At 71.2% G+C, this 24,792-nt stretch carries 23 protein-coding genes; 16 read left to right on the forward strand and 7 right to left on the reverse strand.

Annotation, left to right across the window (positions count from 1 at the left end; translation table 11 throughout):
- Position 1 precedes the first annotated feature (1 nt).
- From AC3IYJ_RS30380 to AC3IYJ_RS30430, 11 genes are all read left to right on the forward strand, one after another.
- Positions 2 to 1,312, forward strand: a complete 1,311-nt coding sequence (locus AC3IYJ_RS30380; protein WP_489397708.1) for a sulfate adenylyltransferase subunit 1 — start codon at positions 2 to 4, stop codon at positions 1,310 to 1,312.
- A complete protein-coding gene (locus AC3IYJ_RS30385) occupies positions 1,305 to 2,690 on the forward strand; it encodes a cation:proton antiporter (RefSeq protein ID WP_489397709.1) in 1,386 nt (461 codons plus the stop codon). The genes AC3IYJ_RS30380 and AC3IYJ_RS30385 overlap by 8 nt, the downstream gene beginning before the upstream one ends.
- The gene (locus AC3IYJ_RS30390; RefSeq protein ID WP_489397710.1) at positions 2,687 to 3,088 is read left to right on the forward strand and encodes a P-loop NTPase family protein; all 402 of its coding nucleotides are present in this window, start codon (positions 2,687 to 2,689) and stop codon (positions 3,086 to 3,088) included. The genes AC3IYJ_RS30385 and AC3IYJ_RS30390 overlap by 4 nt, the downstream gene beginning before the upstream one ends.
- Before the next feature lie 46 nt (positions 3,089 to 3,134).
- Complete coding sequence (locus AC3IYJ_RS30395) at positions 3,135 to 3,992, forward strand: TauD/TfdA family dioxygenase (protein ID WP_489397711.1); 858 nt, start codon at positions 3,135 to 3,137, stop codon at positions 3,990 to 3,992.
- A gap of 55 nt (positions 3,993 to 4,047) precedes the next feature.
- Positions 4,048 to 5,097: a hypothetical protein gene (locus AC3IYJ_RS30400; RefSeq protein WP_489397712.1), complete on the forward strand. Its 1,050-nt coding sequence runs from the start codon at positions 4,048 to 4,050 to the stop codon at positions 5,095 to 5,097.
- A complete protein-coding gene (locus tag AC3IYJ_RS30405) occupies positions 5,094 to 6,416 on the forward strand; it encodes an ATP-grasp domain-containing protein (protein WP_489397713.1) in 1,323 nt (440 codons plus the stop codon). Before AC3IYJ_RS30400 ends, AC3IYJ_RS30405 begins: the two co-directional genes overlap by 4 nt.
- A 21-nt stretch (positions 6,417 to 6,437) precedes the next feature.
- Positions 6,438 to 6,962, forward strand: coding sequence for a thiamine pyrophosphate-binding protein (locus AC3IYJ_RS30410; protein WP_489397714.1), 525 nt, complete (start codon positions 6,438 to 6,440; stop codon positions 6,960 to 6,962).
- Positions 6,962 to 7,552, forward strand: a complete 591-nt coding sequence (locus tag AC3IYJ_RS30415) for a thiamine pyrophosphate-dependent enzyme (RefSeq protein WP_489397715.1) — start codon at positions 6,962 to 6,964, stop codon at positions 7,550 to 7,552. The genes AC3IYJ_RS30410 and AC3IYJ_RS30415 overlap by 1 nt, the downstream gene beginning before the upstream one ends.
- Positions 7,553 to 7,667: 115 nt before the next feature.
- On the forward strand, positions 7,668 to 8,561 hold the full coding sequence (locus tag AC3IYJ_RS30420) for an isocitrate lyase/phosphoenolpyruvate mutase family protein (RefSeq protein WP_489397716.1): 894 nt from the start codon (positions 7,668 to 7,670) through the stop codon (positions 8,559 to 8,561).
- 40 nt (positions 8,562 to 8,601) lie between these two features.
- A complete protein-coding gene (locus tag AC3IYJ_RS30425) occupies positions 8,602 to 10,080 on the forward strand; it encodes an aldehyde dehydrogenase family protein (protein WP_489397717.1) in 1,479 nt (492 codons plus the stop codon).
- A gap of 102 nt (positions 10,081 to 10,182) precedes the next feature.
- On the forward strand, positions 10,183 to 10,584 hold the full coding sequence (locus AC3IYJ_RS30430) for a DUF4357 domain-containing protein (protein WP_489397718.1): 402 nt from the start codon (positions 10,183 to 10,185) through the stop codon (positions 10,582 to 10,584).
- A gap of 45 nt (positions 10,585 to 10,629) precedes the next feature.
- Here AC3IYJ_RS30430 and AC3IYJ_RS30435 read toward each other — a convergent pair whose 3' ends face one another.
- From AC3IYJ_RS30435 to AC3IYJ_RS30450, 4 genes are read right to left on the reverse strand one after another with little or no spacing between them, the layout of a single operon-like run.
- Positions 10,630 to 11,259 carry a Pr6Pr family membrane protein gene (locus tag AC3IYJ_RS30435; protein ID WP_489397719.1) on the reverse strand — a complete coding sequence of 210 codons (630 nt, stop codon included), beginning with the start codon at positions 11,257 to 11,259 and terminating at the stop codon, positions 10,630 to 10,632.
- An 11-nt stretch (positions 11,260 to 11,270) separates the two neighbouring features.
- Positions 11,271 to 12,194, reverse strand: a complete 924-nt coding sequence (locus AC3IYJ_RS30440; RefSeq protein WP_489397720.1) for a hypothetical protein — start codon at positions 12,192 to 12,194, stop codon at positions 11,271 to 11,273.
- Between the two features lie 17 nt (positions 12,195 to 12,211).
- Positions 12,212 to 13,114 (reverse strand): hypothetical protein, encoded by a 903-nt coding sequence (locus AC3IYJ_RS30445; protein ID WP_489397721.1) that lies wholly within the window; start codon positions 13,112 to 13,114, stop codon positions 12,212 to 12,214.
- Complete coding sequence (locus AC3IYJ_RS30450) at positions 13,111 to 14,511, reverse strand: sensor histidine kinase (protein WP_489397722.1); 1,401 nt, start codon at positions 14,509 to 14,511, stop codon at positions 13,111 to 13,113. Before AC3IYJ_RS30450 ends, AC3IYJ_RS30445 begins: the two co-directional genes overlap by 4 nt.
- Positions 14,512 to 14,830: 319 nt before the next feature.
- Between AC3IYJ_RS30450 and AC3IYJ_RS30455 the strand changes: the two genes are divergently transcribed.
- The 5 genes from AC3IYJ_RS30455 (at position 14,831) to AC3IYJ_RS30475 (ending at position 19,994) form a co-directional block, all read left to right on the forward strand.
- Positions 14,831 to 16,015, forward strand: coding sequence for an OmpA family protein (locus AC3IYJ_RS30455; RefSeq protein ID WP_489397723.1), 1,185 nt, complete (start codon positions 14,831 to 14,833; stop codon positions 16,013 to 16,015).
- Positions 16,012 to 17,301 carry a hypothetical protein gene (locus AC3IYJ_RS30460; protein WP_489397724.1) on the forward strand — a complete coding sequence of 430 codons (1,290 nt, stop codon included), beginning with the start codon at positions 16,012 to 16,014 and terminating at the stop codon, positions 17,299 to 17,301. Before AC3IYJ_RS30455 ends, AC3IYJ_RS30460 begins: the two co-directional genes overlap by 4 nt.
- Positions 17,298 to 17,546 carry a hypothetical protein gene (locus tag AC3IYJ_RS30465; RefSeq protein WP_489397725.1) on the forward strand — a complete coding sequence of 83 codons (249 nt, stop codon included), beginning with the start codon at positions 17,298 to 17,300 and terminating at the stop codon, positions 17,544 to 17,546. The genes AC3IYJ_RS30460 and AC3IYJ_RS30465 overlap by 4 nt, the downstream gene beginning before the upstream one ends.
- Positions 17,547 to 17,649: 103 nt before the next feature.
- The gene (locus AC3IYJ_RS30470; protein WP_489397726.1) at positions 17,650 to 17,883 is read left to right on the forward strand and encodes a hypothetical protein; all 234 of its coding nucleotides are present in this window, start codon (positions 17,650 to 17,652) and stop codon (positions 17,881 to 17,883) included.
- A gap of 143 nt (positions 17,884 to 18,026) precedes the next feature.
- A complete protein-coding gene (locus AC3IYJ_RS30475; protein WP_489397727.1) occupies positions 18,027 to 19,994 on the forward strand; it encodes a flavin monoamine oxidase family protein in 1,968 nt (655 codons plus the stop codon).
- 41 nt (positions 19,995 to 20,035) lie between these two features.
- Here the strand turns inward: AC3IYJ_RS30475 and AC3IYJ_RS30480 are convergent, their stop codons facing one another.
- The 3 genes from AC3IYJ_RS30480 to AC3IYJ_RS30490 form a co-directional block, all read right to left on the reverse strand.
- The gene (locus AC3IYJ_RS30480; protein WP_489397728.1) at positions 20,036 to 21,949 is read right to left on the reverse strand and encodes a CASTOR/POLLUX-related putative ion channel; all 1,914 of its coding nucleotides are present in this window, start codon (positions 21,947 to 21,949) and stop codon (positions 20,036 to 20,038) included.
- 132 nt (positions 21,950 to 22,081) lie between these two features.
- Complete coding sequence (locus tag AC3IYJ_RS30485; protein ID WP_489397729.1) at positions 22,082 to 22,528, reverse strand: DUF7144 family membrane protein; 447 nt, start codon at positions 22,526 to 22,528, stop codon at positions 22,082 to 22,084.
- Positions 22,529 to 22,688: 160 nt separating this feature from the next.
- Entirely contained in the window at positions 22,689 to 24,779 is a 2,091-nt protein-coding gene (locus tag AC3IYJ_RS30490) for a DUF11 domain-containing protein (protein WP_489397730.1), read from the reverse strand.
- Between the last annotated feature and the right edge of the window lie 13 nt (positions 24,780 to 24,792).

Genomic DNA, 24,792 nt, shown 5'->3' on the forward strand with positions numbered 1-24,792 from the left:
CATGGCCGCCACCACCGAGCAGTCCGCCGTTCTCCAGGCGACCACCACACTGCTGCGCTTCGCGACCGCGGGCTCCGTCGACGACGGCAAGTCCACCCTGGTCGGACGTCTCCTGCACGACTCCAAGTCGATCCTCACCGACCAGCTGGAGGCAGTCGAGCGGGTCTCGGCCGACCGCGGTCAGGACACGCCCGACCTGGCGCTGCTCACCGACGGCCTGCGCGCCGAGCGCGAGCAGGGCATCACCATCGACGTGGCCTACCGCTACTTCGCCACCACCCGGCGCCGGTTCATCCTGGCCGACACCCCCGGGCACGTGCAGTACACCCGCAACATGGTCACCGGCGCCTCCACCGCCGACCTCGCAGTCGTCCTCGTCGACGCCCGCAACGGCGTCATCGAACAGACCCGCCGCCACGCCGCCGTAGCCGCGCTGCTGCGCGTCCCGCACGTGGTCCTCGCCGTCAACAAGATGGACCTGGTCGGCTACGAGGAAGCCGTCTTCGCCGCCATCGCCGAGGAGTTCACCGCGTACGCCACCCGGCTCGGCGTCCGCGGCGTCGTCGCCGTGCCGATCTCGGCGCTCGCCGGGGACAACGTCGTGGACCCGTCCGCGAACATGGACTGGTACGCGGGCCCGACCCTGCTGGAGCACCTGGAGACCGTCCCGGTCGACGGGACCCCCGCCTCCCGGCCCTTCCGCTTCCCGGTCCAGTACGTGATCCGGCCGCAGACCGCCGAACACCCGGACTACCGGGGTTACGCGGGCCAGATCGCCTCCGGCGCGCTGCGCACCGGTGACGCCGTCACCGTTCTGCCCTCCGGGCACCGCGCGACCATCGCCGGGATCGACGTCCTCGGCACCGTCGTGGACACCGCGTCGGCGGGCCAGTCAGTGACCCTGCGGCTCGCCGAGGACCTCGACATCTCGCGCGGCGAACTGATTGTCGCCGGGGAACCGCCCCGGCTCACCCAGGACGTCGAGGCGACCGTGTGCCACCTCCACGAGCGCCCCCTGCGGGCGGGCGACAGGGTGCTGGTCAAGCACACCACGCGCACGGTGCGCGCGGTGGTGCGGGAGGTCGCCTGCCGGATCGACATCGACACGCTGGACCGGTACCCGGGCGAGGCGGGCCTGTCGGTGAACGACATCGGCCACGTGGTGCTGCGGACCGCGGAGCCGCTGGCGCTCGACGACTACCGGGACAACCGGAGAACCGGAGCCTTCCTGCTGATCGACCCGGCGGACGGCTCGACCCTCGCGGCCGGGATGACCGGTTCCACCACGATCACCGGAGGTACAGGTGCCTGAAGTCGACCTCTTCCGTCTCTTCGCGGGGCTCACACTGCTCATGGGCTCCGCCGTGCTCATGGGCCGGTTGTTCGGGCGGTTCCGGCAGCCGCCGGTGATCGGAGAGATCCTCGGCGGTCTGGTCTTCGGCCCCTCGCTGTTCGGGCTCGTCGCCCCGGACGCGCAGGCCTGGCTCTTCCCGAAGACGGGTCCGGCCGCGGCCGGGCTGGCGTTGGTCTACCAGCTGGGAACCCTGCTGCTGATGTTCCTCGCGGGCGTCCAGATGCGGACGGTGTACTCCCGGCAGGACGGCCGCGCTGTCGGGATCATCGCGGTGGTGGGCATGGCCGTCCCGTTCGCCTGCGGGCTGCTGCTGGTGCGGATGGTCGACCTGTCCGGAGCGATGGGGAAGGCCGCGAACGAAACGGCCCTGACCTTGATCATCGCCTGCGCCGTGGCCATCATGAGCATCCCGGTGATCTCACGGATCATGATGGACGTCGGCATCGCGGGCACGGCCTTCGCCCGGGTGGTGCTGTCGGTCGCGGTGCTCGAGGACATCGTCCTCAACGTGGTGATCGCGGTCGCCCTCGGCATGGTGGACCACGGCAAGCACGACACGTTCGGAGCCGCGACGCTGCTCGGGGTCGGCTCCGGCCACGGTTCCGCCGTCTACCACGCGCTGGTGTCGGTGGGCTTCTTCGGACTGGTGGCCGCGGTGAGCGCCCTCGTGCGCCGGTTCCTGGCGACCCGCGGAGGGTCCGCCGGCCAGGACCGGCCCACCGGCGGGGTCCCGCTCCTGCTCGCCCTGGTCCTCACGGCCGCCGCGTGCTGCCTCTTCCTGGGCATCACGCCGATGTACGGGGCGTTCATCGTCGGTCTGGCGGCGGGCCGGACCCAGAGCGGTACCGCTTCTCGACCCGGCACCGACGCCGCGAGCGAACCGACGAAGGCCATCCAGTCCTTCGCCACCGGGTTCTTCATCCCGGTGTACTTCGCCGTCGTCGGCCTGAAGCTCGACCTCGTCCACGCGTTCGCCCCCTTGTACACCCTGCTGTTCATCGCCTTCTCCTGCACGGTCAAGGCCACCAGCGTGTACGTGGGTGCCCGCTGGGCGGGCCGTCCGCGCGACAACGCCCTGAACCTGGCGATCGCCATGAACGCGCGCGGCGGCCCGGGCATCGTGCTGGCGACGCTCGCGTACGACGCGGAGATCATCAACGCCACCCTGTTCACCACGCTGGTCCTCACCGCCGTCGTCACCTCCCTGATGGCCGGCAGCTGGCTCGAGCGGGTCGTCAAGAAGGGGCTGCTGCCCTTGACGGACGACGCGGACAGGACCCCGTCACCGAATGCCGCCACCCGGCGGCCCGAGCAGGCCGGAGCGGTGTCGGCATGACCTCGACCACCGTCTGCACCTGCCTGCCGGGAGCCACCCTGTGGCTGAACGGCGCCCCGTGGCACACCGTCGCCGGAGAACTCGCCGACCGGGTGCGCGGCGGCCGCCGCCGGGTGGAAGTACTGGACCCGGCGGCCTCCGCCGTACCCGGCGAGAGCCGGCGTGCCGCCGCCGAACGGATCGGACTGGTCGCCGAGATCCTCGCCCGGCACGGCATCCTCGCCGTGGTCACGGCCCCTGACGGGGCAGCGGCGGACCTGGACCGGGTGCGCTCCCGCCACCGGCGCGCCGACACGGCCTTCCTCGAAGTTCCCCCGTCGGACCCGGAGGCCGCCGCCCCGACCGTCGACGTGCTCCTGGCCTTGCTGGCCGAGCACGACCTCGTCCCCGTCGGCTGACCTCCGCAGACCGGGCACCCGACATTCCCGCTTGGAGAAACACGCCATGCTCGACACGATCGCCATCGACTGCGCCGGCCTCTCGCCGACGGAGATCGAAACGGCCACCACCGCCTCCGTGGCGAACCACCGGCTCGCGTACCTGCGGAACTTCCCGCTCGACGTCGACCAGTACATCGGCCTCCTGGAGACCCTGGGCGAACTCTGCCCCAACTACGCGGCCGGTTCCACGAAGGCGGCGTACGCACTGCACCCGGCCATCAACACCGTCCGGTGCCGGGCACCGAAGTCCGAGGGTGTGGAGCGGGTCCAGGAGAAGGCAGGATCGCTGCCGATGCACTCGGGCCGCTCCTTCGCCCGCCGCCGCCCGCTGCACCTGGCCATGCTGATGGCCGACCCGGGTTGGCAGGACTTCCAGCCCGGCCACAACGGTGAGTCGCTCATCGTGCGATGGGGCGACGTGCTCGCCGAGATGCGTCGCCGGCACCCCGCGCACTGGGTCGAGGACCTGCGGCTGCTCACCGGCTACGCGATGAGCTTCCCGGCCTCCCACCTGGACGAGGACCCCTCCGAACTGCCCTTCCTGTACGTCCCCGGGACCCCGCGGCGCTCCGCCGTGCTGGACGACTGCGCGGCCCGGCTGCCGCAGGACATCAACCGGCTGCGGACGGCGGCCGAGTCGGTCAAGGGCGGGGACCGGTGGTTCGAGGCGGTGCTCCGGTTCAAGGACATCGCGAACGACCCCGCCGTACAGCAGGTGTACGTGATGGCCGCCGGTGACGTCGTCGTCATCGACAACGACCGCTACGGACACGGCCGCCAGGAAGTGGTGGCGACGCGGACCGATGCCGACGGCGCCCAGTCCGTGAATCCGCGAACGATCTGGAGCGTCAACATCCAGTAGCCGCCCCGAGCTTCCTCCATCGACCTTCTCCTCGTCCTTCTTTCTGGAACGGAACATGAACACAGTCATCGCGAGTTGCACGCGTGGAGCGCAGGAGCTCCCGGACCACCTGACCGCCGTCGAGGGAACGGGACGGCCGGGTGACCTCGTCATCGCCCGAGTGGTGAAGGTCGGGGCCTACCGGGCGGTGGAGAACACCGACGGCAGGGACGTCCGGATCAGGCCCGGTGACGAGATCGTCGGCGTGCTCGGCGACCGCCACTCCACCACCTCGATCTACGGAGGCCTGCCCGAGGGCGGCCTCGCCGTCACGGCGGGCGCTGCGGCCGACCTGCTGGCGGTCGGCGGCGTCATCGGCGTCGCCGCCTCCTCCCCGGCCTCGCTCGGCACCGCGACCGCGCTGGAACTGGTGGGTCTCGCCGCGGACGCCGAAGGCCGCGTCGTGTGCCTGGAACCGAAGACCGCGCGCTCCGTGACCGGAGCACCGGTCGTGTTCATCGGCGGCACCGCCGCCGAGGTCGGCAAGACGACGTTCGCGTCCGCCCTGGTGAACCACCTGGCCACCCGCCACGGACTCCGGGTCGGCGTCACCAAGCTGGCCGGTACGGGCCGGCTGCGCGACCTGCTGACCCTGGCCGACTCGGGCGCGCACTGCGCGGCCGACTTCGTGGACGCCGGTCTCGCGACCACCTACGGCCATGCCGCGGACACCGTGGTCGGTGCGGCCCGCCACCTGGTGGACCGGCTGACCGACGAGGGCGCGCAGATCGTCGTCGCCGAACTCGGTGGCGACCTGTGGGGCGCAGGCATCCCCGACGTGCTGCGCGACGCGGACCTGGTCGCGGCGGCCCGCGCCCTGGTCCTGGTCCCCTCGGACACGATGGCCTCGCTCGGAGCCGACACCTGGCTGTCCCAGAACGGCATCACCATCCCAGCGGTCCACGGTGTGCCGCACCGCAACGTGATGGCCGCCCGGGAGCGGGTCGGGCGCGGCATGGGCGTCCAGCTCGTCGACCCGCACAACGAGGAGGACCTGGAACGCCTGGTCCGCGAGGTGCTGCTGCCGGCCCTCGTACCGGTCGGAGCCGAGGCGGGTGCCCGATGAGCGAGCACCCCTCCCACCTCGTCCTCCTGCTGGGCGCCGGAGGGATCTCCCCGGACGCCGCGCTACGGGCCGCCGCGAAGGTAACCTCCGAGACCAGCGTCGTCTGGTACGAGGGCAACGCCTCGGGCGCGGCGGTGGAGCGCCTCCGCGGACAGTGGGCCGAGTCGTTCACCGGCGAGTGGCTGACCGTCGCCGACCACCTTTCGATCCCCGACCTGCTCGTGGACCTGCACGCGCGGCGTCCGGTGCACGGGGTGGCCACCTTCGGCGAGCCGCTGATCGTCGTCCAGGCCGAGGCACAGCAGCGCCTGAACCTGCCGGGAAACCCGCCCGAGACCGTCCGCACGGCCCAGTCGAAGCTGGCACAGCGGCGCCGCCTGCGGGAAGCCGGGGTGGAGAAGGTCAGGTTCCACGAGATCGCGGACGAGGCGGACGTACCCGCGGCCGTGGCAGCGGTCGGCTTCCCCGCCGTCCTGAAGCCCGTGCACGGCGCCGCCAGCTTCCTGGTGAGCAAGGTGCACGACGAGACGGAGCTGCGGCACCGGCTGCGCGAGGCACTGGAGGCCTACCGGTCCTCCCCGCTGTTCGACCCCGAACCGCTGTTCGTCCTGGAGCAACTCCTCGTGGGCGCCCAGTGGTACGAGGAGACCGGGTTCGGCGACTACGTCAGCGTGGAATCGCTGGTGGAGGACGGCCGCATCGTCCACGTCGGGGTCACGGACAAGCTCCCGCTGCACGGCTTCGTGGAGACCGGCGACGTGGTTCCCACCTCACTGCCCGCCGACCGGCAGCTGGAGGTGCTCGACCACGCGAGCCGGATCGTGGAGGCCATGGGCATCCGCTGGGGAGCCACCCACCTGGAGCTCAAGCTCACCCCGGACGGCCCGGCCTGCATCGAGCTGAACGCCCGTCTGGGCGGACCGGTGGGCCACCTGCTGCGCGCCGCCAGCGGAGCGGACATCGAAGCGGACATCGTCCGGCTCGCGCTCGGACGCTCCCCGGAGGGGAACTACCAGGGACAGCGGTACGCGCTGTACCGCTCGGTCCCACCGCCCCCGCAGGCCGTCACCCTGGTTGGCCAGACACCGCGGGAGGAACTGCTCGAACGCTTCCCGGAGCTGGTGTTCTGCAAGACCCGCTTCGCCCCCGGCGCCGAACTGCGCCCCGAAGAGCCGTACAACGTCCTGACGTTCCTCGTGACCGGGGACGACGTGACGTCCTGTCTGGCCACCGCCGAGCGGGTGACCGCCGCGTACCGCGCCGACTTCGTCTCGCTCGCGGACGCAAGCCCCGTTCCCTTCTCGACCTCGCCCCACTGACCCATCCGACGGAAGGCCGACATGCACACCACCACCGCGGGATCGACCACTGCCCGCGATCTGCTGCACAGCCTGGTGGACCACGGCTACACCCTCGCGACGGGTGTCCCCTGCAGCCTGCTCAACGGCGCGTTCCGAATCCTGGAGGAACCCGGTGACGACACCCGGCTCGCAGGCCTGCGCTACTTGCCCGCGCCGCGCGAGGACAGTGCCATGGGCATCGCCTCCGGAGCGGTCGTGGCCGGGGAGCGTGCCGTGGTCCTCATGCAGAACTCCGGTCTCGGCTACTGCCTGAACGTCATCACCTCGCTCAACCTCATCTACGACGTGCCCGTGCTGCTGATCGTCAGCTGGCGGGGCCACGACGGCAACGACGCCGTCGAGCACGACGTGATCGGCGCCGAACTCCTGCGCCTGCTGGACCTGTTCCGCCTGCCGCACACGGTCCTCGACCCCACCGACCCAGCCGGTTCCGTCGCCACCGCGATCGACATGATGGACAAGGAGCAGCGCTGCGGCGTGCTCATCGTCCGGGAAGGCATCTGATGCCCGCACCGCTTGCCGCAACCGCCCCTGCCTCGCAGTTGAGCCTCTCGGAGGTCATGCGGGAGATGATCGCCCGCCATCCGGATGCCCTCATCGTGTCCACCTGCGGGTTCACCACCCGGGAACTGTTCAACGCGGCCGACCGGCCCGGGAACTTCTATCTGGTCGGCTCGATGGGCATGTCCGCCCCGGTCGCGCTCGGTCTCGCGCTGGCACGCCCCGAACGCACCGTCATCGCGCTCGACGGCGACGGCTCGCTGCTCATGAACCTGAGCGTGCTCCCGCTGGTGGCAGCCTCCGGAACGGAGCTGCTCCACGTGGTCGTCGACAACGGCATGCACGAGAGCACCGGCGGCCAGGCCACCGTGCAGCGTTCCGACTTCGGGGCCCTGGCGCTGGCCGCGGGCTACCGGGGCGCCGTCCGTGTCGAGACCGCCGAGGAGCTCCGCGCCGCCGAGCTGCCCACCGGGCCGACGCTGCTGCACGCGCTCACGGGGCCGCGCGTGGACGGCCCCGGCCGCCGGGTCACGCACACCCCGCAGGAGATCGTCGAGCGCGTCCGTGCGGCGGCCGGACGCCGCGCGGCCTAGCACTCCGGAGCGCTTGCCGGTCCCTCTCGAGGTCGCCGACCGCATCGCTTTCCACCTCAGTGCCTTCCGCCTCATTGCCTTGCGCCTCATCCAGATCCTCATGAAGGAGACACCCATGTCCAAGACCGGTACCCTGCGCGCCGCCCTCACCTCCTCCACGATCACCCGTTTCATGGGCGCGCACAGCGCCCTCAGCGCCAAGCTCGGCCAGGAGGCCGGCTTCGAGGCGATCTGGGCGAGCGGGCTGGAGATCTCCGCCGCCCGCGCGCTGCCGGACGCGAACATCCTGTCCATGGCGGAATGCCTGGAGGCCGCGGCCGAGATCGCGGGCGCCGTGGACATCCCGGTGCTGGCCGACTGCGACTCCGGCTTCGGCGGTGTCGGCAACGTCGTCCACATGGTCCGCTCGTACGAGGCCCGCGGCCTGGCCGGCGTGTGCATAGAGGACAAGCAGTTCCCCAAGATGAACAGCTTCGTCGAGGGCAACCAGGACCTTGCCCCCATCGGTGACTTCGCCGCGAAGATCACCGCGGCGAAGGAGGCCCGTACCGACGAGGACTTCGTCGTGGTGGCCCGTATCGAGGCCTTCATCGCGGGCGCCGGTCTGGACGAGGCGCTGCGCCGGGCGGCCGTGTACGAGGCGGCCGGTGCGGACGCACTCCTGATCCACTCCAAGCTCGCCACCGCCGAAGAGGTCTACGCCTTCCGCGACGCCTACCGGGGCGCACTTCCGGTCATCGTCGTGCCCACCACGTACCCGCAGGTCACGGCGACCGAGCTGGGAGAGAACGGTTTCGGCGGCGTGATCTACGCCAACCAGGGCCTGCGCGCCTCGATCCGTGCGATGCGCGACGTCCTCGCCCAGATCGGCGGCGCCGGTTCCACCTTCGGGGTGGAGGGTTCGATCGCCACCCTGAAGGACGTCTTCGCGCTGCAGAACGTGGACGAGCTGCTCTCCCGTCAGGCCCGCCACGACGAGCTGACCGCCACCTACTCCGCCATCGGCTGACGCTGCCTCAGTACTGAGTGCCTACCCAAAGAAAGGGAACATGATGGAGCCTCGCCGAACCGCCGCTGACCGACAGACCGCCGAGGTGTGGAACGTCATCGCGGACCAGCGGTGCGCCTCTGAATCGGGCCGGATCCAGGAGAACCGCAATCCGGGCAACCTTGCGGATCTCGTCAGCCGGAGTCCCGATTCCTCGGCGGCCGACGCACAGGCGGCGGTCGGGGCCGCGCAACGCGCGCTCCCGGTCTGGCGGGCCCTGGGACCGATCCGGCGAGGCGTCATCGTGATGAAAGCGGCCCGCCTGATCGGCGGCCGCCGGGAGGAGTTCGCCAGGGCGATAACCCGGGAGCAGGGGAAACTGCTCCGCGAGGCCTTGGGCGAGGTGGACCGGACGGTCGACCTCCTCGAGTACACGGCGGGGGAGGGGCGGCGGCTCGGCGGCGCCACCCTCCCAGCGGACGACCCGCGGACCCTCGCGCTGACCCGGCGGGAGCCCATCGGAGTGGTCGGGCTGGTCACGCCGTGGAACTTCCCGCTGGCGATCCCCGCGTGGAAGGTCGCCCCCGCCCTCCTCTCGGGGTGCACCGCGGTACTCAAGCCGTCACCGCTCACCCCGCTCACCGCGGCGCTGCTCGTGGAGTGCTTCCTGGAGGCCGGGGCGCAGGGCGGTGTGCTCAACCTGCTCCACGGGGGCCACGAGGTCGGCGAGGCCCTCGTCAAGGACCCCGCCGTCGCCGGGATCTCGTTCACGGGCTCGGTGGAGGTGGGCCGCGCCATCCACACCGCCGGTGCGCCGCGGTTCCTGCGCACCCAGCTGGAGATGGGCGGCAAGAACGCCGCGCTCGTCCTCGCGGACGCAGATCTCGACGCCGCGGCCGACGCCATCGTCACCGGGGCGTTCGGGCAGGCGGGCCAGCGCTGCTCCGCCACGAGCCGAGTCGTCGTCGACCGGGCCGTCCACGACGTGCTCGTGGAGAAGCTGGCCGCGCGCGCGGCCGTGCTGCGGGTGGGGAGCGGCCTCGACGCGGATTCCCAACTCGGGCCGGTGGTCAGCGCCGACCGGCTCCGGGCGTGCCTGGACGGGACGCGGCACGCGCTCGCCGAGGGTGCGGTGGCCGTGACCGGCGGACACCGTCTCACGGAGGATGTTCCCGACGGCTACTTCATGGCGCCGACGATCCTGGTCGGAGTACGACCGGACAGCTACATCGCGCAGGAGGAGATCTTCGGCCCGGTGCTGTCGGTCCTTGCCTGCGACGGGTTCGAGGACGGCCTGCGCATCGTCAACTCGGTCCGCTACGGAATGGCCGCGGCCGTCTTCACCGCTGACACCTCCCTCGCCCTTCAGGCCCTGGAGCGCATCGACGCGGGCATGCTCCACGTCAACCGGCCGGGGGTCGGGGCCTATCCGCACATGCCCCACATCGGCGCGAAGGAGTCCCAGTACGGCCCGGCCGAGTGTTCGCCCCAGGTCTGGGACTTCTACACGGAGTTGCGCACGGCCTGCATCGCGTACTGACCGCTGCCACCGGCCTCCGGCGCGGCCGGTGGCCCTAAGGTCTACTCGTCCCGAACTCCGGGAGAGCGCAGGCGCCTGCTCCCTGACCCGACTGGAGGGCACATGCCCACGATCAGCTTCCACTACGACAAGTCGCTGATAGCACACCTCATAGACGCGAGTGAGGACGAGACGCTCCACATCACGCTCACGCTCGGCGCGACCGCTGAACCCCGGGCAGCGGAACCGGTCGTACCGCAGGGTCCCCTCGCCCCGCTCATGGAGGCCGGCCTCCTGCCCGCCGGTACGGTCCTGGAGCTCCGCCGGCCCCGGACGGACTGGGCCGGGTCCGCGGTTGTCACCCCCCACGGCAAGCTCCTCGTCGAAGGCCATGAGACGCCCTTCCCCTCGCCGTCCACGGCCGCGACCGCTGTCACCGGAAAAATGATCAATGGCTGGACCTTGTGGCACACACCGGAGGGGCGGGTCCTGGAGGACCTCCGGCGCGAAGCCGCCGGGGCCTGACGACGGTCAACCACATCTGAACCTCCCTCCTTTCACCGGATCCGCTCAAAGTGCTGGTGGCCGCCGGACCAAGCCGCGAGCCGCGGGAAGAGCCACCCCGAGCACGACGGTGAACGCGCAGAGCACGGCGATCGCCGCCGCAACGGCGGCGGCGCCGAACTGCGAGGGGCTGAGGAAGCGGTAGGGCATCGTCGCCGCACCGGACCATGCGAGTACGGCCACGACGGCCAGATAGGCGAGAGGCCACAAGGCGAGCAGGGCGGCCTCGCGCAGGGTGGCGGCAGGTGCGTAGGGGCTGACCAGGAAGTCCGCGACCACCAGGACGGGCGCCACTGCGTGGAGGAGGATCGTCGCGGCGCGTGTCCACACGTCGTCGTGAGCACCGAACCAGGTACCTGACGGACTGCTCGGTGCGATCACCGCGACGTACACCAGCGACGAGAGGACCACCCCGACCACGGCGGCGCAGCGGATCCGGTCGCCGAGCATGCCGCTTCGGGGCCCCCGCACCAGTCGCCATGCCAGGACGACGGCGGCCAGCACCGCCGAGTCGACGGTGAAGTACGAAAGCGTGGGTGTCGGGTCCGTCCGCTGTACGAACTGGCACGTCACGCCGACCGCAAGAGCGAGCGTGGCGAGGCTTCTGAGCCGCGCGGTCCAGCCGGGTCCGGTCATGGAACGTGTCGTCACGAGAGGGGCGCCGCGAACATGTCCCGCAGACTGGCCGCTACGGAGCCGACGGCCGGGAGCGAGTGCCAGAAGGCGTGCGGGCCGGGGACGCGCAGGAGGCTCGCCGCGATCCCGTGCCGCTCGGCGGTCGCCACCAGGGCGTGCACCGCCTGCCGTGGCGACAGCAGGCTCTGCTCCCCGCGTACCACGACGAGGCGGCGCGCCCCCCGGCCCGGCCGTCGCGCGGCGGCCAGGAGGTCGTCGGTGAGGCGGGCGGCGCGCAGGGCGTTCGCGAGGATCAGCAGGTCGCCGCGGCGCCGGGTGTTCAGTCGCTCACCCGGGCGGGCCTCCAGGGGCGGGAAGGCGCCGGCCACCGTGGCCGTCTCGTCCAGGTAGGGCCGGACGAGACGGTTCTCCCGGTGCACGGCCGACACGAGGGCCGCGGCGCTCCACCGCCGGACCGCGACCGGTTCGACCAGTACGACCGATTCCACCGGCGGGCCCGTCCCGGCGGCAGCGGACACGGCGGCCATCGCCGCGGCGAAGGAGGACCCGAGGGAGTAGCCCAGCACGCCGGTCGGACCGGCACGGCGGGCCGAGCCGTTGCAGTCGCCCGCGCCGATGACCTCGGTGGCCGCCCGCAGCATCCGCCGTGCAGGCACCGTGAAGTCCCCCCGCAGCAGGGCGCGTCGCTCCTCGGGCAGCAGCCGCGAGGCGGCGAACCCGGCGCCCGGAGTCTCCACGACCACGAGCCGCGCGCGCAGCACCGAGGCGATCAACTGGAATCGCTGCATCTCGAACGGTTCCACGAACGCCAGGAAGCCCTGCGCGACCACGAACGTGGGGTCGCCGCCGTCACGTCGGCCGTCCACGACACCGAGGAGGATCTCGCCGCCCGGCCCGCCGGTGGTGTCCACGCGCAGGGCGCGCCACGCAGGCACCGCCGCCAGAGTGAGCGTCACCGGAGCTCGCTGTCCGATGTGAGGCTGCGGTAGTACGTCAGCGCGGCCCGCACGTCCCTGGAGTTGAAGAAGGTGTCGTAGGCGCCGGGTTTCACATAGTCCAGCACCGGATTGCGGGCCGCCCAGGTCTTTGCCGATACGCCCGCCGAGAGATCCGGCCAGGCCGACGTGTCCCCGCCCCAGGCTCGTACGAACGCCTCCAGGTCGCTCTGCCACTGCGTCATCATCGGGAAGAAGGTCTTGTCCACGGCGACCGGTACCCGCAACCCCAGCAGGCGCGTGATGGCACGCTCCACCTGAGTGTGCGCCCTGGGCCCGTTGCAGACGCGGTAGCAGCGCAGCCAGTCGTAGGTCTCGGTCAGGTGCCGACGGCTCAGACAACTGTCCATCAGTCGGCGGAAGGGCTCCGCCGAGTCGCGCATCTGCCGGTGCGACGCCTGGAGGTGCGCCCGCTCCCCCTCGGCGTCGAGGAGCACCCGGCGCAGGATCTCCGGCGGCTCGCCCACGTTCAGCGGCTCCGCACCCAGCCAGACGGAGGCCGCGGCCAGGAACAGCTGCGCATGGCCGTGGGTCAGCTCGGTCATCCCGTACACCGGCATCAGTGGCGCGTGCTGCTTCAGGTACAGCATCACGCCCATGCCGGTGCGCACCTCGACCGGCTCGTCGTACAGGGCCGGGTCGTTGACCGTCAGCGGTCGGTAGTCGGGGCCGGACGAGGTGTTGAGGTGGAAGTCGACGATCGCGCCGTCGAACTCCTCCAGCTCCTGCGTGCTCAGGTCCATCAGCAGTTCGGGGTCGTCGACCATCGTGAACGCGAGCTCGCCGGGAATGGAGACCTGCTCGTTGAACACCCGGCTGCGCTTGCCCTGATCGTCGATCAGGAGATATTCCAACGTCATCGTGCGGACTCCCTCTTGAGCCTCGGCGGGCGGACACTCCATACGCTGCGGATCTCTTTGCCCTCGGACACCGCGGTCTGCGTCATGTCGCCACCGAGCCGGCGCAATCGCTCCCGCATGACCGCCAGGGTGCTGCCGTCGGGGCACCACAGATCGGCGGGGATCAGCGGGAGCGGGTCCCGGATCCTGAGGTGGATCAATCCGTCCGAGACATGGCTGGACACCGAGACCGGCCGGTCGTGGACCGCGCGGCGCGCCATGGCCTGGGCGGCGTTGGTGACGATCGTGGTGATCAGCTGTCGTACCAGGACCCGGTTCTCGGGGCGCAGGTCGCCGAGCTGCAAGTCGGCGGTGATGCGCAGTGAGTGGTCGCGCCCGAGTTGTTCGACGACCCCTTCCATGGTGATCTCCCGGTCCTGGGCGTCCCAGGCGTACTCGTCGACCATCTCCTTGACCAGAGTGAGCTTGGGCGCGAGGTCGGCGGCATCGATCTTGTACTCGGCCCTGACGGAGTCGTCACCGGCCAGCGCCCTGCTCAGCGAGCGGATGTCGTTGAGCGTGTCGTGGAAGTCGTGCGCCAGCCGGCTGCGGGCATCGGTCATCGCGATGGCGGCCTCCTCACCGCTGGCGCGCAGGAACCGGTCGTAGTCCCGCGTCTTCATGCCGACCGTGTACGGCAGCACGCACACCGCCCACGCCAACGGCACCATGTCCGGGTGCCACCGGTCCAAGTGAATGGACAGGCCCACGAGACCGGCCAGCGCTCCCACGACGAACAGCCAGCCGTACGCCCTCAATGTCACCAGGAATCGGGGCAGGCTCTGGTTGGCCGAGTAGTAGGTGCCGTCCGTGAGCACGTGGAAGATCCCGGAGTTGGCGTACGCGACCGTCATCGCCAGGGCGACGACCTTGACCCAGCCGGGGTCGCCCGGGCCGGTGAAGAACAGGACGGCGATCACGTTGGCGGGCACGGCGATCCCGCCGAGCAACCCGGTGGCATTGAACAGGGTCCGTTCCCACTGCCAGTTGTCCTGCCAGGCGAGCAGCAGACGGGTGAGGGCGAACCGAGCCCTCCCGCCGCCGTGGGACTGGCCGTCGAGGTGAATCTCCAACAGTGTCTGCACCACGCCCACGGACAGCAGAACCCACATGAACGGCTGCGATTCATCGGCGAGTTGTAAGAGGACGGCGAGCGAGACCAGCAGCAGCCCGCGGGTCAGGAACGGCCGCAGGCGGTCGTAGCGGTGGATCCGTGCCGCGGTCACCCGGGTCGCCCAGTGGCTCATCGGGGCCGGGGCCCGTAGATCCCGCACGATCCGGGACCACCGATTGGCGGGCTGGTCCGGGACGGGCAGGAAGTCGACGAGCGACAACCGGTCCTGCTGGGACAGCGACATCTCGTTTACCCCCGTGACGCGTCTGTACGACTTCGGTGCACTCAGTGTGGAACAGGGGCCTCCCCGGGGTCGCGGTTTTCACGACCCCCCACCCCCGCGGGGCGGCCGAGCTGGGCGCCTCGTGATTTCCACGAGGCGGGCATTCGGCCGCGCGTTATACCTGTCGCCCATCGGTGGGGCGCGATCCGGTCGGCCCCATGCCGGACGAGGCGACGGAGGAATCCATGGTCATCACACGAGGATGCTGCAGGAGGCCCGGGCGGAACCGGCCGGTCTGCGCCCTGACCGGCAAGCGGCGGCTCGGCGAACGAGGTGCGGCGTGAAGGCCTCCCGCGGAGCGACCTGCGCGGCGCGAGGGGTACTGCTGCTGGTGGCCCTTGCCGGCCCGGCGGTCGCCACGCTCACCGCGTGCGGGACCGTACCGGCCCCGACACCGCTGACCATCGCCGTCACCGGCAGCACGGCAGAACCGGCCCCGTGGGCAGCGGTGCTGGAGGACCTCGCGGTGCGCCACGCGCTGCGCGCACTGGATCCCGGCGACGGCGTGGTCTCCGTGGTCGTCTCCACCAATCCGCGGGTGACCGAGGTTGATCTGACACCCATGCGCGACGAGCGGGAAGTGGAACAGGACCGGCCTGCCGCGCGGGAGAAGGCCCTGGCCCGGATGACGGAACTGCGGTCGGATCTGACAGTGAGCACTCCTGCCGCCGACGGGCTGGACCTGCTCGGCACCTACCGCCGTGCCCTCCAGGTGACCCCGGACGGCGGCACGCTCGTACTCGTGTCCTCCGGCGTCCAGACCGTCGATCCGCTGGATGTCCGCACGCTCGGCTGGAACGTGGACCCCGGCGCCGTGGTCCGTGAGCTGAAGAGCCGCCGACTGGTTCCCGACGCACGCGGCCGGCACGTCGAGTTCGTCGGCCTGGGCATCGCATACGGCACCCAGCCGACCCTGCCGCTGCCTGCGGCGGAACGGATCACCTCGCTGTGGCGCGCGGTGTGCGTGGCCTCCGGGGCGGCATCGTGCACGGTACGTGACGACGACATCCCGCGGCTTCCGTCGGCGTCGGACCGGCCCGTCCCCGTGGTTCCGGTCAACGCGACCCCCACCTCGTGCAAGGGCAGCTTCGTCCTACCGGCCTCGGTCACCTTCGCCGCGGACGACGCCACGCTCCGCGACGGCGCCGACCTGTACCTTCGGCCGATCGCGGACAGCCTCAGCCGCTGCCCCGCCGACCGCGCCGTGCGGATCACCGGCCACACCGCCCGGGTGGGCTCCGGGGTGAGCGGCCTCGATCTGTCCCGTCGCCGGGCGCTGGCCGTGCGCGATCGGCTCGTACGCCTTGGTGTCGCCCCGGGCCTCCTGGGCCCCGTCGAGGGGGCCGGTTCCACACGGCCCGTCGTCGACAACATGCCCGGCGGCGTCTTCAGCGAGCCGCTGGCCCGTCAGAACCGGCGGGTCGAGATCACCGTCACCACGGAGGAAGGACCCGGCCCGTCATGACTCACGACAGCACCGCGATCGGAGCGGACCCCGAGTCTCGCGGGCACGTCCGGATCCCGACCGGTCAGACACTCACGTCCCTGCTGGGATTGGGCCCCATGCCCTTCACCAAGATCATTCGCTGCCATGAGCTGGTCGTCGAGGCGCGGCGGATCCGGCGGGACCGGCCGGCAGGGGAATGGACCAACTCCGAGGACAGTCTGCGCCGGACGGCGGAACACCGGGTCGACGCGTGGGCCAGGACGGAGGTCGCCAAGACCATCGAGCCGACGGTCGCGAAGATCAAGGGCTTGCACGCCGAAGCCCGCTTCATCGAGCACCAGATCGCCTCCCTCCAGGACCGCCGCTACGTCGGCCCGCACGGCGAGACCTACAGCACGGCCGAGGCGAACCGACGCCACGCCGAATGGTCGGCACGCGTCGAGGAAGAGGAACAGGCGGGCTCCCGGGTGCACAGGCGGGTGTCCGCCCGCATGAAGAAGACCCTGCTCGTGCTGCTCGCCCTCGACGTCGTCATCCTGACCTTCCTCATGTCGAAGTTCCTCAATGTGGACCTGCGCAGGTTCCTGCAGTCCGCCGACGGCGTCCTCAGGGCCGTCACCGCGCTGCTGTTCGCGATCCTGGGCACGGTCGGCGTCGCGCTCGCCATGAAGCTGTTCGGCAAGCGCCACCGTGCTCACCGCGGCGCGCACGGCGGATGGGACTTCTCCAAGGGCGGTACGAAGACCCTCGTGGCCGAACTCCTTCTGTGCGGCCTCCTGGCACTGACCCTCGGCGCCGCCATGGCCTGGCGACTGGTCCTCGACGGCCCCTCCGACGAGAGGTTCCTGACCGCGGTCATGGCCGCGCTGTTCGCGCTGGTGATCAGCGCGGTGGCCTACCTGTCCTACCAGTCGGAGTTCGCGGACGGCTCGACGGTGACCGAGGCGATCGACGTACTGGCCCCGCAACTGCACGGCGCCAACCGGACCGGGTCGGAGTTGCGCGGCAGGCGGGAGATCGTGATGCAGCAGGCCGCACGGCTCGTCGGTCAGCTGACCCGCGACAGCGAGCGCCTGCGCGACGAAGCGATCCGCAAGGTCGTGGAAAGCACACAGGACAAGGCCATTCGCTACGCCCGCTCGATCCACCAGCACTGTGGATACGGTGGCGCACTTCCCGAGCCGCGGCTGGCCCTGGACGGTCTCGACCTGGCGTCCGCCCAGGCCGTCCAGTGGCCCGGCGGCGACCAGGAGCCGGATGCGGGACACAACGACGACGAGGCGGGACTGGCGGTGGTCGCGTGAACCTGTGGAGCAGGACCAAGAGGGCGCGGAGCATTGCCGGGATCATCACGGCCATCGCCGGATCCGGCCAAGCCCCGCCACCCGCTGACATGCCCGACTACCTGCGACAGCAGTACGGCGAGTACGGCAAGACCCGCAACGGAGAACTCGGCCGTGACATCAAGCGGCTCACCACGAAGTCCCGTCAGCCCGCGACCGGACTCGACCGGCGAGCCGCACGGGACCTGCGCGGTGACACCAAATAGCCGAGCTGCCCCCGCTGAGGGCCGTCCGGCTCCGCTCCGTCCACCTGGACGGCTGGGCCTCGGCCGTGACGTTCCGGCTCGACCTGCCGGTCTTCCCGGACCGGTGGGAGGCGGGGCCACCCTGCGCCTCTTCGTCGTGTTCACCGGCGTGGACGAGCTGCGGATGACGGGCATCGCCGCCGAACCGCCGGAGCGGCACGACCGCACGGTCCACATCACCGGGACGACGGCAGGCCGTCGGCAGGTCTCGGTGACCAGTGGGACCCGCTCGATCTCGTTCACCGCCGAGGACCCCCGGATCACCCGCATCCGCGTCTATTTGCAGGGACCGCCATGAATCGGCCCGGTCGGCTCCAAGGAGGCCCGTACGAAATCCAGTTCGTCAGCACGGGGCGGCGCGCGACGCACGTCCGGGTGGTACTTGCCCGCGCGGGCGGAATCTGGCCTTCCGGGCCTGGGCGGGCGGCAAGAGTTGGGGTCATGATCATGAACCCCGATGCCGACCCGGGAACTCCCGAAGCCTCCGCAGACCCCGGCGATCCCGCACCGGCGCCTTCAAGCCTGCCCTCCCGCCGTACCGTCATCGCGGGCGCCGCCGCCGTCGCGGGAGCCGGCGGGCTGGCGCTCGCCGTCACCTCCGCCGACACCTCGCAGGCCGTTCCCGGCCCGGCGGTCGCCGACTGGGATGCCTGCCTGACGATCGCCCGGGCCGTCCTCGTACGGGACGACGAGGACCAGCCCCTCGTACCGCGGTACGCCGACATCCTGCTGAAGAACGGCCTGCCGCGCTCCCGCCGCCCCGGCAAGAAGGTGCTGATCGTCGGCGCCGGACCGGCCGGCCTCGCCGCGGCCCACCTCCTGCACCAGGCCGGCCACCAGGTCACCGTCATCGAGGCCAACGCCAACCGGGTCGGCGGCCGGATCAAGACCTTCCGCACCGGCGGCCACGAGAACGCCGCCCAGCCCTTCGCCGACCCGAAGCAGTACGCCGAGGCCGGCGCGATGCGCATCCCCGACAGCCACCCGCTGGTCACCGGACTGATGGACGGCCTCGGCCTCAAGCGCCGACGCTTCTACCTCGTCGACGTGGACGGGGCCGGCCGCCCCGCCCACCGGACCTGGATCCACGTCAACGGCATCCGTGTCCGCCGCGCCGACTACGCGCGCGCCCCGCAGGTGGTCAATCGTTCCTTCGGGGTTCCGCAGGCGTACGAGTCCGTGCCCTCCTCGCAGATCGTCCGGGACGCCTTCGCGCCCGTGCGGGGGGAGATCGAGGGCAAGGAGGACAAGGACCTCGTCGAGGGCTGGGCACGCGTCATCCAGCGCTACGGCCACATGTCGATGTACCGCTTCCTGACGGAGGAGGCCAAGCTCGACGAGCGGACCATCGACCTGATCGGCACCGTCGAGAACCTCACCTCCCGCCTGCACCTCGCCTTCGTGCACAGCTTCATCGGCGCCTCGCTGATCAGTCCCGACACCGCCTTCTACGAACTGCCCGGCGGCACCGCGACCCTGGCCGACGCCATGTACGCCCGCGTCAAGGACCTCGTACGGCTCGACCGCCGCGCGACCCGCATCACCCCCGGGGACGGCAAGGTCACCGTCGAGACCGTCTCCGAGGGCCGCGGCGGCACTCCCGTGCGCCGCGAGACCTTCACGGCGGACACCGCCGTCATCACGGTCCCCTTCTCCGGACTGCGCCACATCCCCATCACGCCCGCGCTCTCGTACGGCAAGCGCCGCGCGGTCACCGAGCTGCACTACGACGCCGCCACCAAGGTGCTGCTCGAATTCAGCCGTCGCTGGTGGGAGTTCGACGAGCCGGCCTGGAAGCGCGAGCTGGAGGCCGTGCAGCCCGGCCTGTACCGGAAGTACCAGACCGGGAGCACCCCCGCCGACGGAACCCTGCTGGGCGCCCACTCCTCCGTACCCGGGGGCCACATCTCCGCGGGCCAGCGCGGGCACTACGCTGCCAGCCGACTGGTCACGCGCGACCAGCCCGAGGCGGCCGGCGTGATCGGTGGAGGGTCGGCCACCGACAACCCCAACCGCTTCATGTTCCAGCCCTCCCATCCCGTCGAAGGCAGCGCCGGAGGAGTGCTCCTCGCCTCCTACAGCTGGTCGGACGACGCCCTGAAGTGGGACTCCCTGGACGACGAGGAGCGCTACCCGCGCGCCCTCGCCGGGGTCCAGGAGGTGTTCGGGCAGCGCGTCGAGGTGTTCTACACCGGCGTCGGCCGCACCCAGTCGTGGATGCGCGACCCGTACGCCTACGGCGAGGCGGCCGTACTGCTGCCCGGCCAGCACACCGAGCTCTTCCCGCACGTCCGCAAGGCCGAGGGCAACCTGCACTTCGCCGGATGCCACACCTCCGTCAAGCCCGCCTGGATCGAGGGCGCGCTGGAATCCGCGGTGCGGACCGCCCTGGAAGTGCACACGGCGTAGCGGAACACGTCGTAGCGGCCCCGGTGACCGCGGCGGCGCCGTCAGCTCTCCGCGAGCACGATTAGCCAGTCCTCCTCGGAGAACCGGACCCGCTGCCGCTTGTCGGGATTGACGCGCATCCCGTAGTCGGGACCCGTGGCGCTCAGCGCGCGCAGCCGGTAGCCGACCGCGCACTCCCCGCGCCGCCGCGCCGATTCGACGGCGGTGGCGAACGGGACCTCGGAGCCGGCCCGGACGTAGTCCGCGGCCGGCTTGAGGTGGAACTCGTGGCCCTCCGCCTCGAACAGCTCCTTGAAGACCCCGGCGAGATACGGGCTCTCCGAGATCTGGGTCATCAGAAGGCTGATCAGCCTGCCGCTCACGATGAAGTCGGCGCCGTCCCGGGTGGGCGCGAGGACCCGGTTGCGGTCGTCGGACATTTCGGTGGTGAGCGCGAGCTCCCGCCCCGCGGTCTGCCCGATGGCCCGCAGGTGCAGCAGGGTGACCAGCGTCCTGTCGTCCGCCACGGGCGCCTCCGAGGCCCCGGCCTCCGTCTCGCCGATCACGATCACGCCGTCGTACGAGGGCACGTCCAGCTCGGCCAGGGTGAGCGGGTCGGTGATGTCGCCTTCGTGGAAGGTGACTTCGAGGCGGGACAGCTGGGCCGTGGCGGACTGGGCGCCGCGCGTGGCCGCGTACTCGCCGTGTGCCACGACATCCAGGGTGGTTCCCGCGCTCACGTACTGGTCGAGCTGTTCGATGACGAGGGGCGCGCGGCGGTTCCAGCCGAGCAGGAGGAGGCGCTCGGCCCGCGCGATCCGGGGCCCGGCCGTCACGATCGCGTCCTCCTGGACATGGCCGGACACGTCCTCCCGTACGGCCGTGTCGTCATCCCGGGAGATGGCGACGATTCGGTCGGCCGGGCCGATCGGCGTCCGCGGATCCGGGTTGAGGGTGGCGCTCCCGTCGGGGTGCAGCAGGCCGACCGCCGAGGACGTAGCGAACGACAACAGGGCCTCGCCGAACGGACGGCCCGCGAGGTCCCCGGCGGCGATCGGGTAGAACTCATCGCCCTCGAAGTCCAGTAACTCCGAGTAGACGAGCGAGAGTCCGGGCTGCAGGGTCGTCGAGACGAGGAGCCGGGCGACGATGTCGTCGACGCACAGGACGTGTCCCGCGGGCCCGGCGGCCAGCCGGGCGGTCATGTGGTTGCGGCAGTCACGGACGGCGGCGACCACCACCGCTGACGCCCCCTTTTCTCCCGCGGACTCGGGGAGGGCGGCGTCGAGGGCGAGCAGCGTCTTCACCACGTGCGCGTCCCCGGTGTCCCCGGTCGGAGGCAGCACCAGCACAGCCTTCGAGGTGTGCGGACTCACCCGGCATAACCCGGTGGGGTCGGTGGTGCTCCCGCTGCGGCAGATGATCCGTGTCCGGCCACTGCCGCCGGTGCGGGTGGAGATCTCCTCCTCCATCCACACCTTGTCCTGCGGGGCGAGCACGGCGACGGCGGAGCGGCGCTGGTTCGCGTTGGCGGCCACCAGCTCCCCGATCACGGGAAAGACCTGGTCCGACCATCCCAGTACGACGGTGTGTCCGGTCTCCATCACGGTGGAGTGGCCGCGGCGCAGCGACATGATGCGCCGATTGATGCCCGTGGTGATCAGACTGACCAGGGTCGACACGAAGAGCAGTGCCACGAGTGCCAGGGCTACGGAAGCCAGCACGTAGAGCGGGGGGCCGACCGCGCCCCCGATCTTCAGCGTCTGGCCGACGCTGATCCACACGGCGGTGAGCCGGCCCGTGAGGGTGGCCGGGGCGGCGCGGTCGGACCAGACGAGGACGATGCTCGCCGGAACGACGACGGAGAGGCAGGCCAGGGCCAGCCAGCGGATGAGCGCGGTCGTTCCCCCCGAGACCAGATGGTCGAAGCGGTAGCGGAGACGGAGCCTGAGCGACGTCGTGTCCTGCTGCGCCACATGAACTCCCGTACCTGAGGTCGACGCACCGGTCGGAGTGGCTGAATACCACTCCCGGGAGTCACCCTAGGCATATGCCTGCTCACTCAGAGGTATGAACGCGCCGGACACCGGCACCGGCGCCGTTGCCGGTCAGGACTTGGCCGAGCGGGCGTTGCCGGCGTCCGTGCACAGGGCCCAGATGATGAAGACGCCGATGGCGATCGAGATGAGGCCCCAGAGCGGGGTGTAGGGCAGCCACAGGAAGTTGAGGACGATGTCGAGTCCGACGATGGCCACGCCCGCGCCCCGGGCCCAGGCCGCGCCCTGGAGGATGCCCACGCCGACGATCGCGAGCACGATGCCCACGATGAGGTGGATCCAGCCCCACGCGGTGACGTCGAACTTGAAGGTGTAGTCGCCCACCTGCGCGTAGACGTCGTCCTTCGCGATGCCGACGATCCCCTTCAGGATGCCGAGGACGCCTTCCACCAGCATCAGGACTCCGGCGAACAAGGTGCCGCTGGCCGCCCACGGATTCGGCCCGGCGGCGGCGCGCGGGCCGGCGGGGGCCCCGCTGGGGGGCGTTGTCTGTGCCACGAGAAGCTCCTTCGTCGGGCGGGTCGCCGGGGGTCCGGCGTCCCGCCCAGAGTCCGTGGCGGGGCCGCGCCGGGACATTCGAGCGCCGCCATTCGGGTGAACGCGGACGCCGGAAGGCCGGCAGGGCGGGGTGCCCTGCCGGCCTTCCGGTCCCGCGGGGTCAGGGGGTCGTCTTGCCGACCTCCAGGTCGGCCGTCGGGTCCTTGACCGTGCCGCCGGGCGGGCCGGCGGCCGCGCTCGTGTTGTTCGCGGGCCTGGGGTCGTTGGTCAGGGAGTCGACGGTGGCGGTGTTGCGGATGTCGGAGCCGTTCCCGGTGTACTCCGGGTCCAGCTTCACCTTGATCACCCAGGTCATCGAGGCCCCGGGCGCCAGCTGCGGCAGCGGGCCACAGGTGACGGTCCGGCCGGAGGTGCAGGTGGCATCGCCGGATACGAAGCTCAGCGCGGTCGGCAGCGTGTCGGAGACCGTGATCTGCTCGGCCTGGGAGGGGCCGTTGTTGGTGACGGTCAGGGCGTAGTCGAAGGTCTCGCCCGGGGCCACGGGGGCGGTCTGGACGGGCTTCTTGGTGATGGCGAGGTCCGCTGCGGGGTCCGTGACGTGCCCGCCGGGCACGGTCGCGGTGCTCTTGTCGTTCCCGCTCGCCGGGTCGATGTTGTCGGCCGTCACCTGGGCGGTGTTCTTCAGGTCGCTGCCGTCTCCGCTGTACGCGGGATCCACCTTCACGGTGAGCAGGTACTCGACCGTCTCGCCGACCTTGAGCGCGGCGGTGCGCTTGCAGGACACCAGGTGCCCGGCGACGGTGCATCCGGCGGGGGAGGATGTCACGTAGGAGAGGCCCTCGGGAAGGGCGTCGGTGAGCTTGACGTTGAAGGCGTCGGCCGACGGGCCGTTGTTGGTGACCCGGATCCGGTAGTCGAAGGTCTCGCCCGGCGCCGGCGGCTTGGTGCCGACGGCCTCCTTGATCACCGCCAGGTCCGCGGTCGGCTTGTTGACGGTGCTGCCGGGCAGGCCCGCCGGGCTGCTCGTGTTGTTCTCCGGCTTGGGGTCCTTGGTCCGCGAGGCGGCGGTCGCCGTGTTGCGGATGTCGGATCCGTTGCCGGTGTAGTTGCTGTCGAGGCGGACGGTGAACCGCCAGGTCCGGGATGCCGAGGGCTCCAGTACGGCCACCGGGCCGCAGTTGACCGTGCCGTCGGTGACCGAGCAGCCGTCGGTGGAGGAGACGAAGGCGAGCTGCGCGGGCAGCTTGTCGGTGATCGCGGTGGTCAGGGCGCGGGACGGGCCGTCGTTGGTCGCGGTCACCACGTACTCGAAGGTCTGCCCGGGGGCGATCGGGGTGTCGGTGGCCGGCCGCTTGGTCGTCCACACGTCGGCCTGCGGGGCGGTGACCCCGCCCGGGGGCAGCACGGCGTGCGAGGTGTTGTCGGCGGGCTCCGGATCCTTGGACGCGGAGGAGGAGGTCGCGGTGTTGCGCAGGTCGCTGCCGTCACCGGCGTAGGCGGGGTCCAGCTTCACCTTGAAGGTCCACTTCACCTCCGCGCCGGGCACGAGGCGGGCCAGCGGACCGCAGGTGACGGTCCGTCCGGAAGCGCTGCACGGGCCGGCCGAGGAAACGTAGGTCAGCCCGTCGGGCAGGGTGTCCGTCACCACGACGTTGCGCGCGTCGGACGGGCCCTTGTTGGTGGTGCGGACCTCGTACTCGTACTCCTGGCCCGGGATCGTCGGCCCCGCGCCCAGCGGGGTCTTGACGGTGGCCAGGTCCGAGACGGGATCGAACGGCCCCGGAGGCAGCACCGGATTCGGCTTGTTGTTGGCCGGGTCGGGATCGGTGGCCTCGGAGCTGCCCGTGGCGCTGTTGCCGAGGTCGGAACCGTCGCCTTGGTACGAGGGGCTCAGCCGGGCCTGGAAGCTCCAGCTCTTGGTCTCCCCGGCGGCCAGCTGCGGTTCGGGCCCGCAGGTGACGGTCTGGCCGACGGCGGTGCAGCCGTCGGAGGAGCCCACGAAGGAGATCCCGGTGGGGAGCTTGTCCGTCGCGGTGACCTTGCGCGCCACGGACGGGCCCTTGTTCTTCGCGGTCAGCGTGTAGGTGATCAGGTCACCGGGGGCCTTGGCATGCTGTGCCGTCACCTCGACCGTATGCCCTCCGCCGGGCAGGGCGGCGGCCACGTGGACCGGTCCGGCCCACAGGGCCGCGGCGCAGAGCAGCGGAGCCAGGGCCCACACCGCCGGCCGCCCGCCTGGTGTCGTCGTCATCGCGCATCGTTTC

The sequence above is a fragment of the Streptomyces sp. GL_140 genome, from assembly GCF_057834465.1.

Bases quoted from the DNA above. Each gene is read 5' to 3' on its own strand.
- AC3IYJ_RS30490 (WP_489397730.1), bottom strand. From the start codon at position 24,779: ATGACGACGACACCAGGCGGGCGGCCGGCGGTGTGGGCCCTGGCTCCG.
- AC3IYJ_RS30415 (WP_489397715.1), top strand. From the start codon at position 6,962: ATGCCCGCACCGCTTGCCGCAACCGCCCCTGCCTCGCAGTTGAGCCTC.
- AC3IYJ_RS30460 (WP_489397724.1), top strand. From the start codon at position 16,012: ATGACTCACGACAGCACCGCGATCGGAGCGGACCCCGAGTCTCGCGGG.
- AC3IYJ_RS30390 (WP_489397710.1), top strand. From the start codon at position 2,687: ATGACCTCGACCACCGTCTGCACCTGCCTGCCGGGAGCCACCCTGTGG.
- AC3IYJ_RS30400 (WP_489397712.1), top strand. From the start codon at position 4,048: ATGAACACAGTCATCGCGAGTTGCACGCGTGGAGCGCAGGAGCTCCCG.
- AC3IYJ_RS30430 (WP_489397718.1), top strand. From the start codon at position 10,183: ATGCCCACGATCAGCTTCCACTACGACAAGTCGCTGATAGCACACCTC.
- AC3IYJ_RS30410 (WP_489397714.1), top strand. From the start codon at position 6,438: ATGCACACCACCACCGCGGGATCGACCACTGCCCGCGATCTGCTGCAC.
- AC3IYJ_RS30450 (WP_489397722.1), bottom strand. From the start codon at position 14,511: ATGTCGCTGTCCCAGCAGGACCGGTTGTCGCTCGTCGACTTCCTGCCC.
- AC3IYJ_RS30435 (WP_489397719.1), bottom strand. From the start codon at position 11,259: ATGACCGGACCCGGCTGGACCGCGCGGCTCAGAAGCCTCGCCACGCTC.
- AC3IYJ_RS30420 (WP_489397716.1), top strand. From the start codon at position 7,668: ATGTCCAAGACCGGTACCCTGCGCGCCGCCCTCACCTCCTCCACGATC.
- AC3IYJ_RS30395 (WP_489397711.1), top strand. From the start codon at position 3,135: ATGCTCGACACGATCGCCATCGACTGCGCCGGCCTCTCGCCGACGGAG.
- AC3IYJ_RS30475 (WP_489397727.1), top strand. From the start codon at position 18,027: ATGATCATGAACCCCGATGCCGACCCGGGAACTCCCGAAGCCTCCGCA.
- AC3IYJ_RS30445 (WP_489397721.1), bottom strand. From the start codon at position 13,114: ATGACGTTGGAATATCTCCTGATCGACGATCAGGGCAAGCGCAGCCGG.
- AC3IYJ_RS30425 (WP_489397717.1), top strand. From the start codon at position 8,602: ATGATGGAGCCTCGCCGAACCGCCGCTGACCGACAGACCGCCGAGGTG.
- AC3IYJ_RS30405 (WP_489397713.1), top strand. From the start codon at position 5,094: ATGAGCGAGCACCCCTCCCACCTCGTCCTCCTGCTGGGCGCCGGAGGG.
- AC3IYJ_RS30380 (WP_489397708.1), top strand. From the start codon at position 2: ATGGCCGCCACCACCGAGCAGTCCGCCGTTCTCCAGGCGACCACCACA.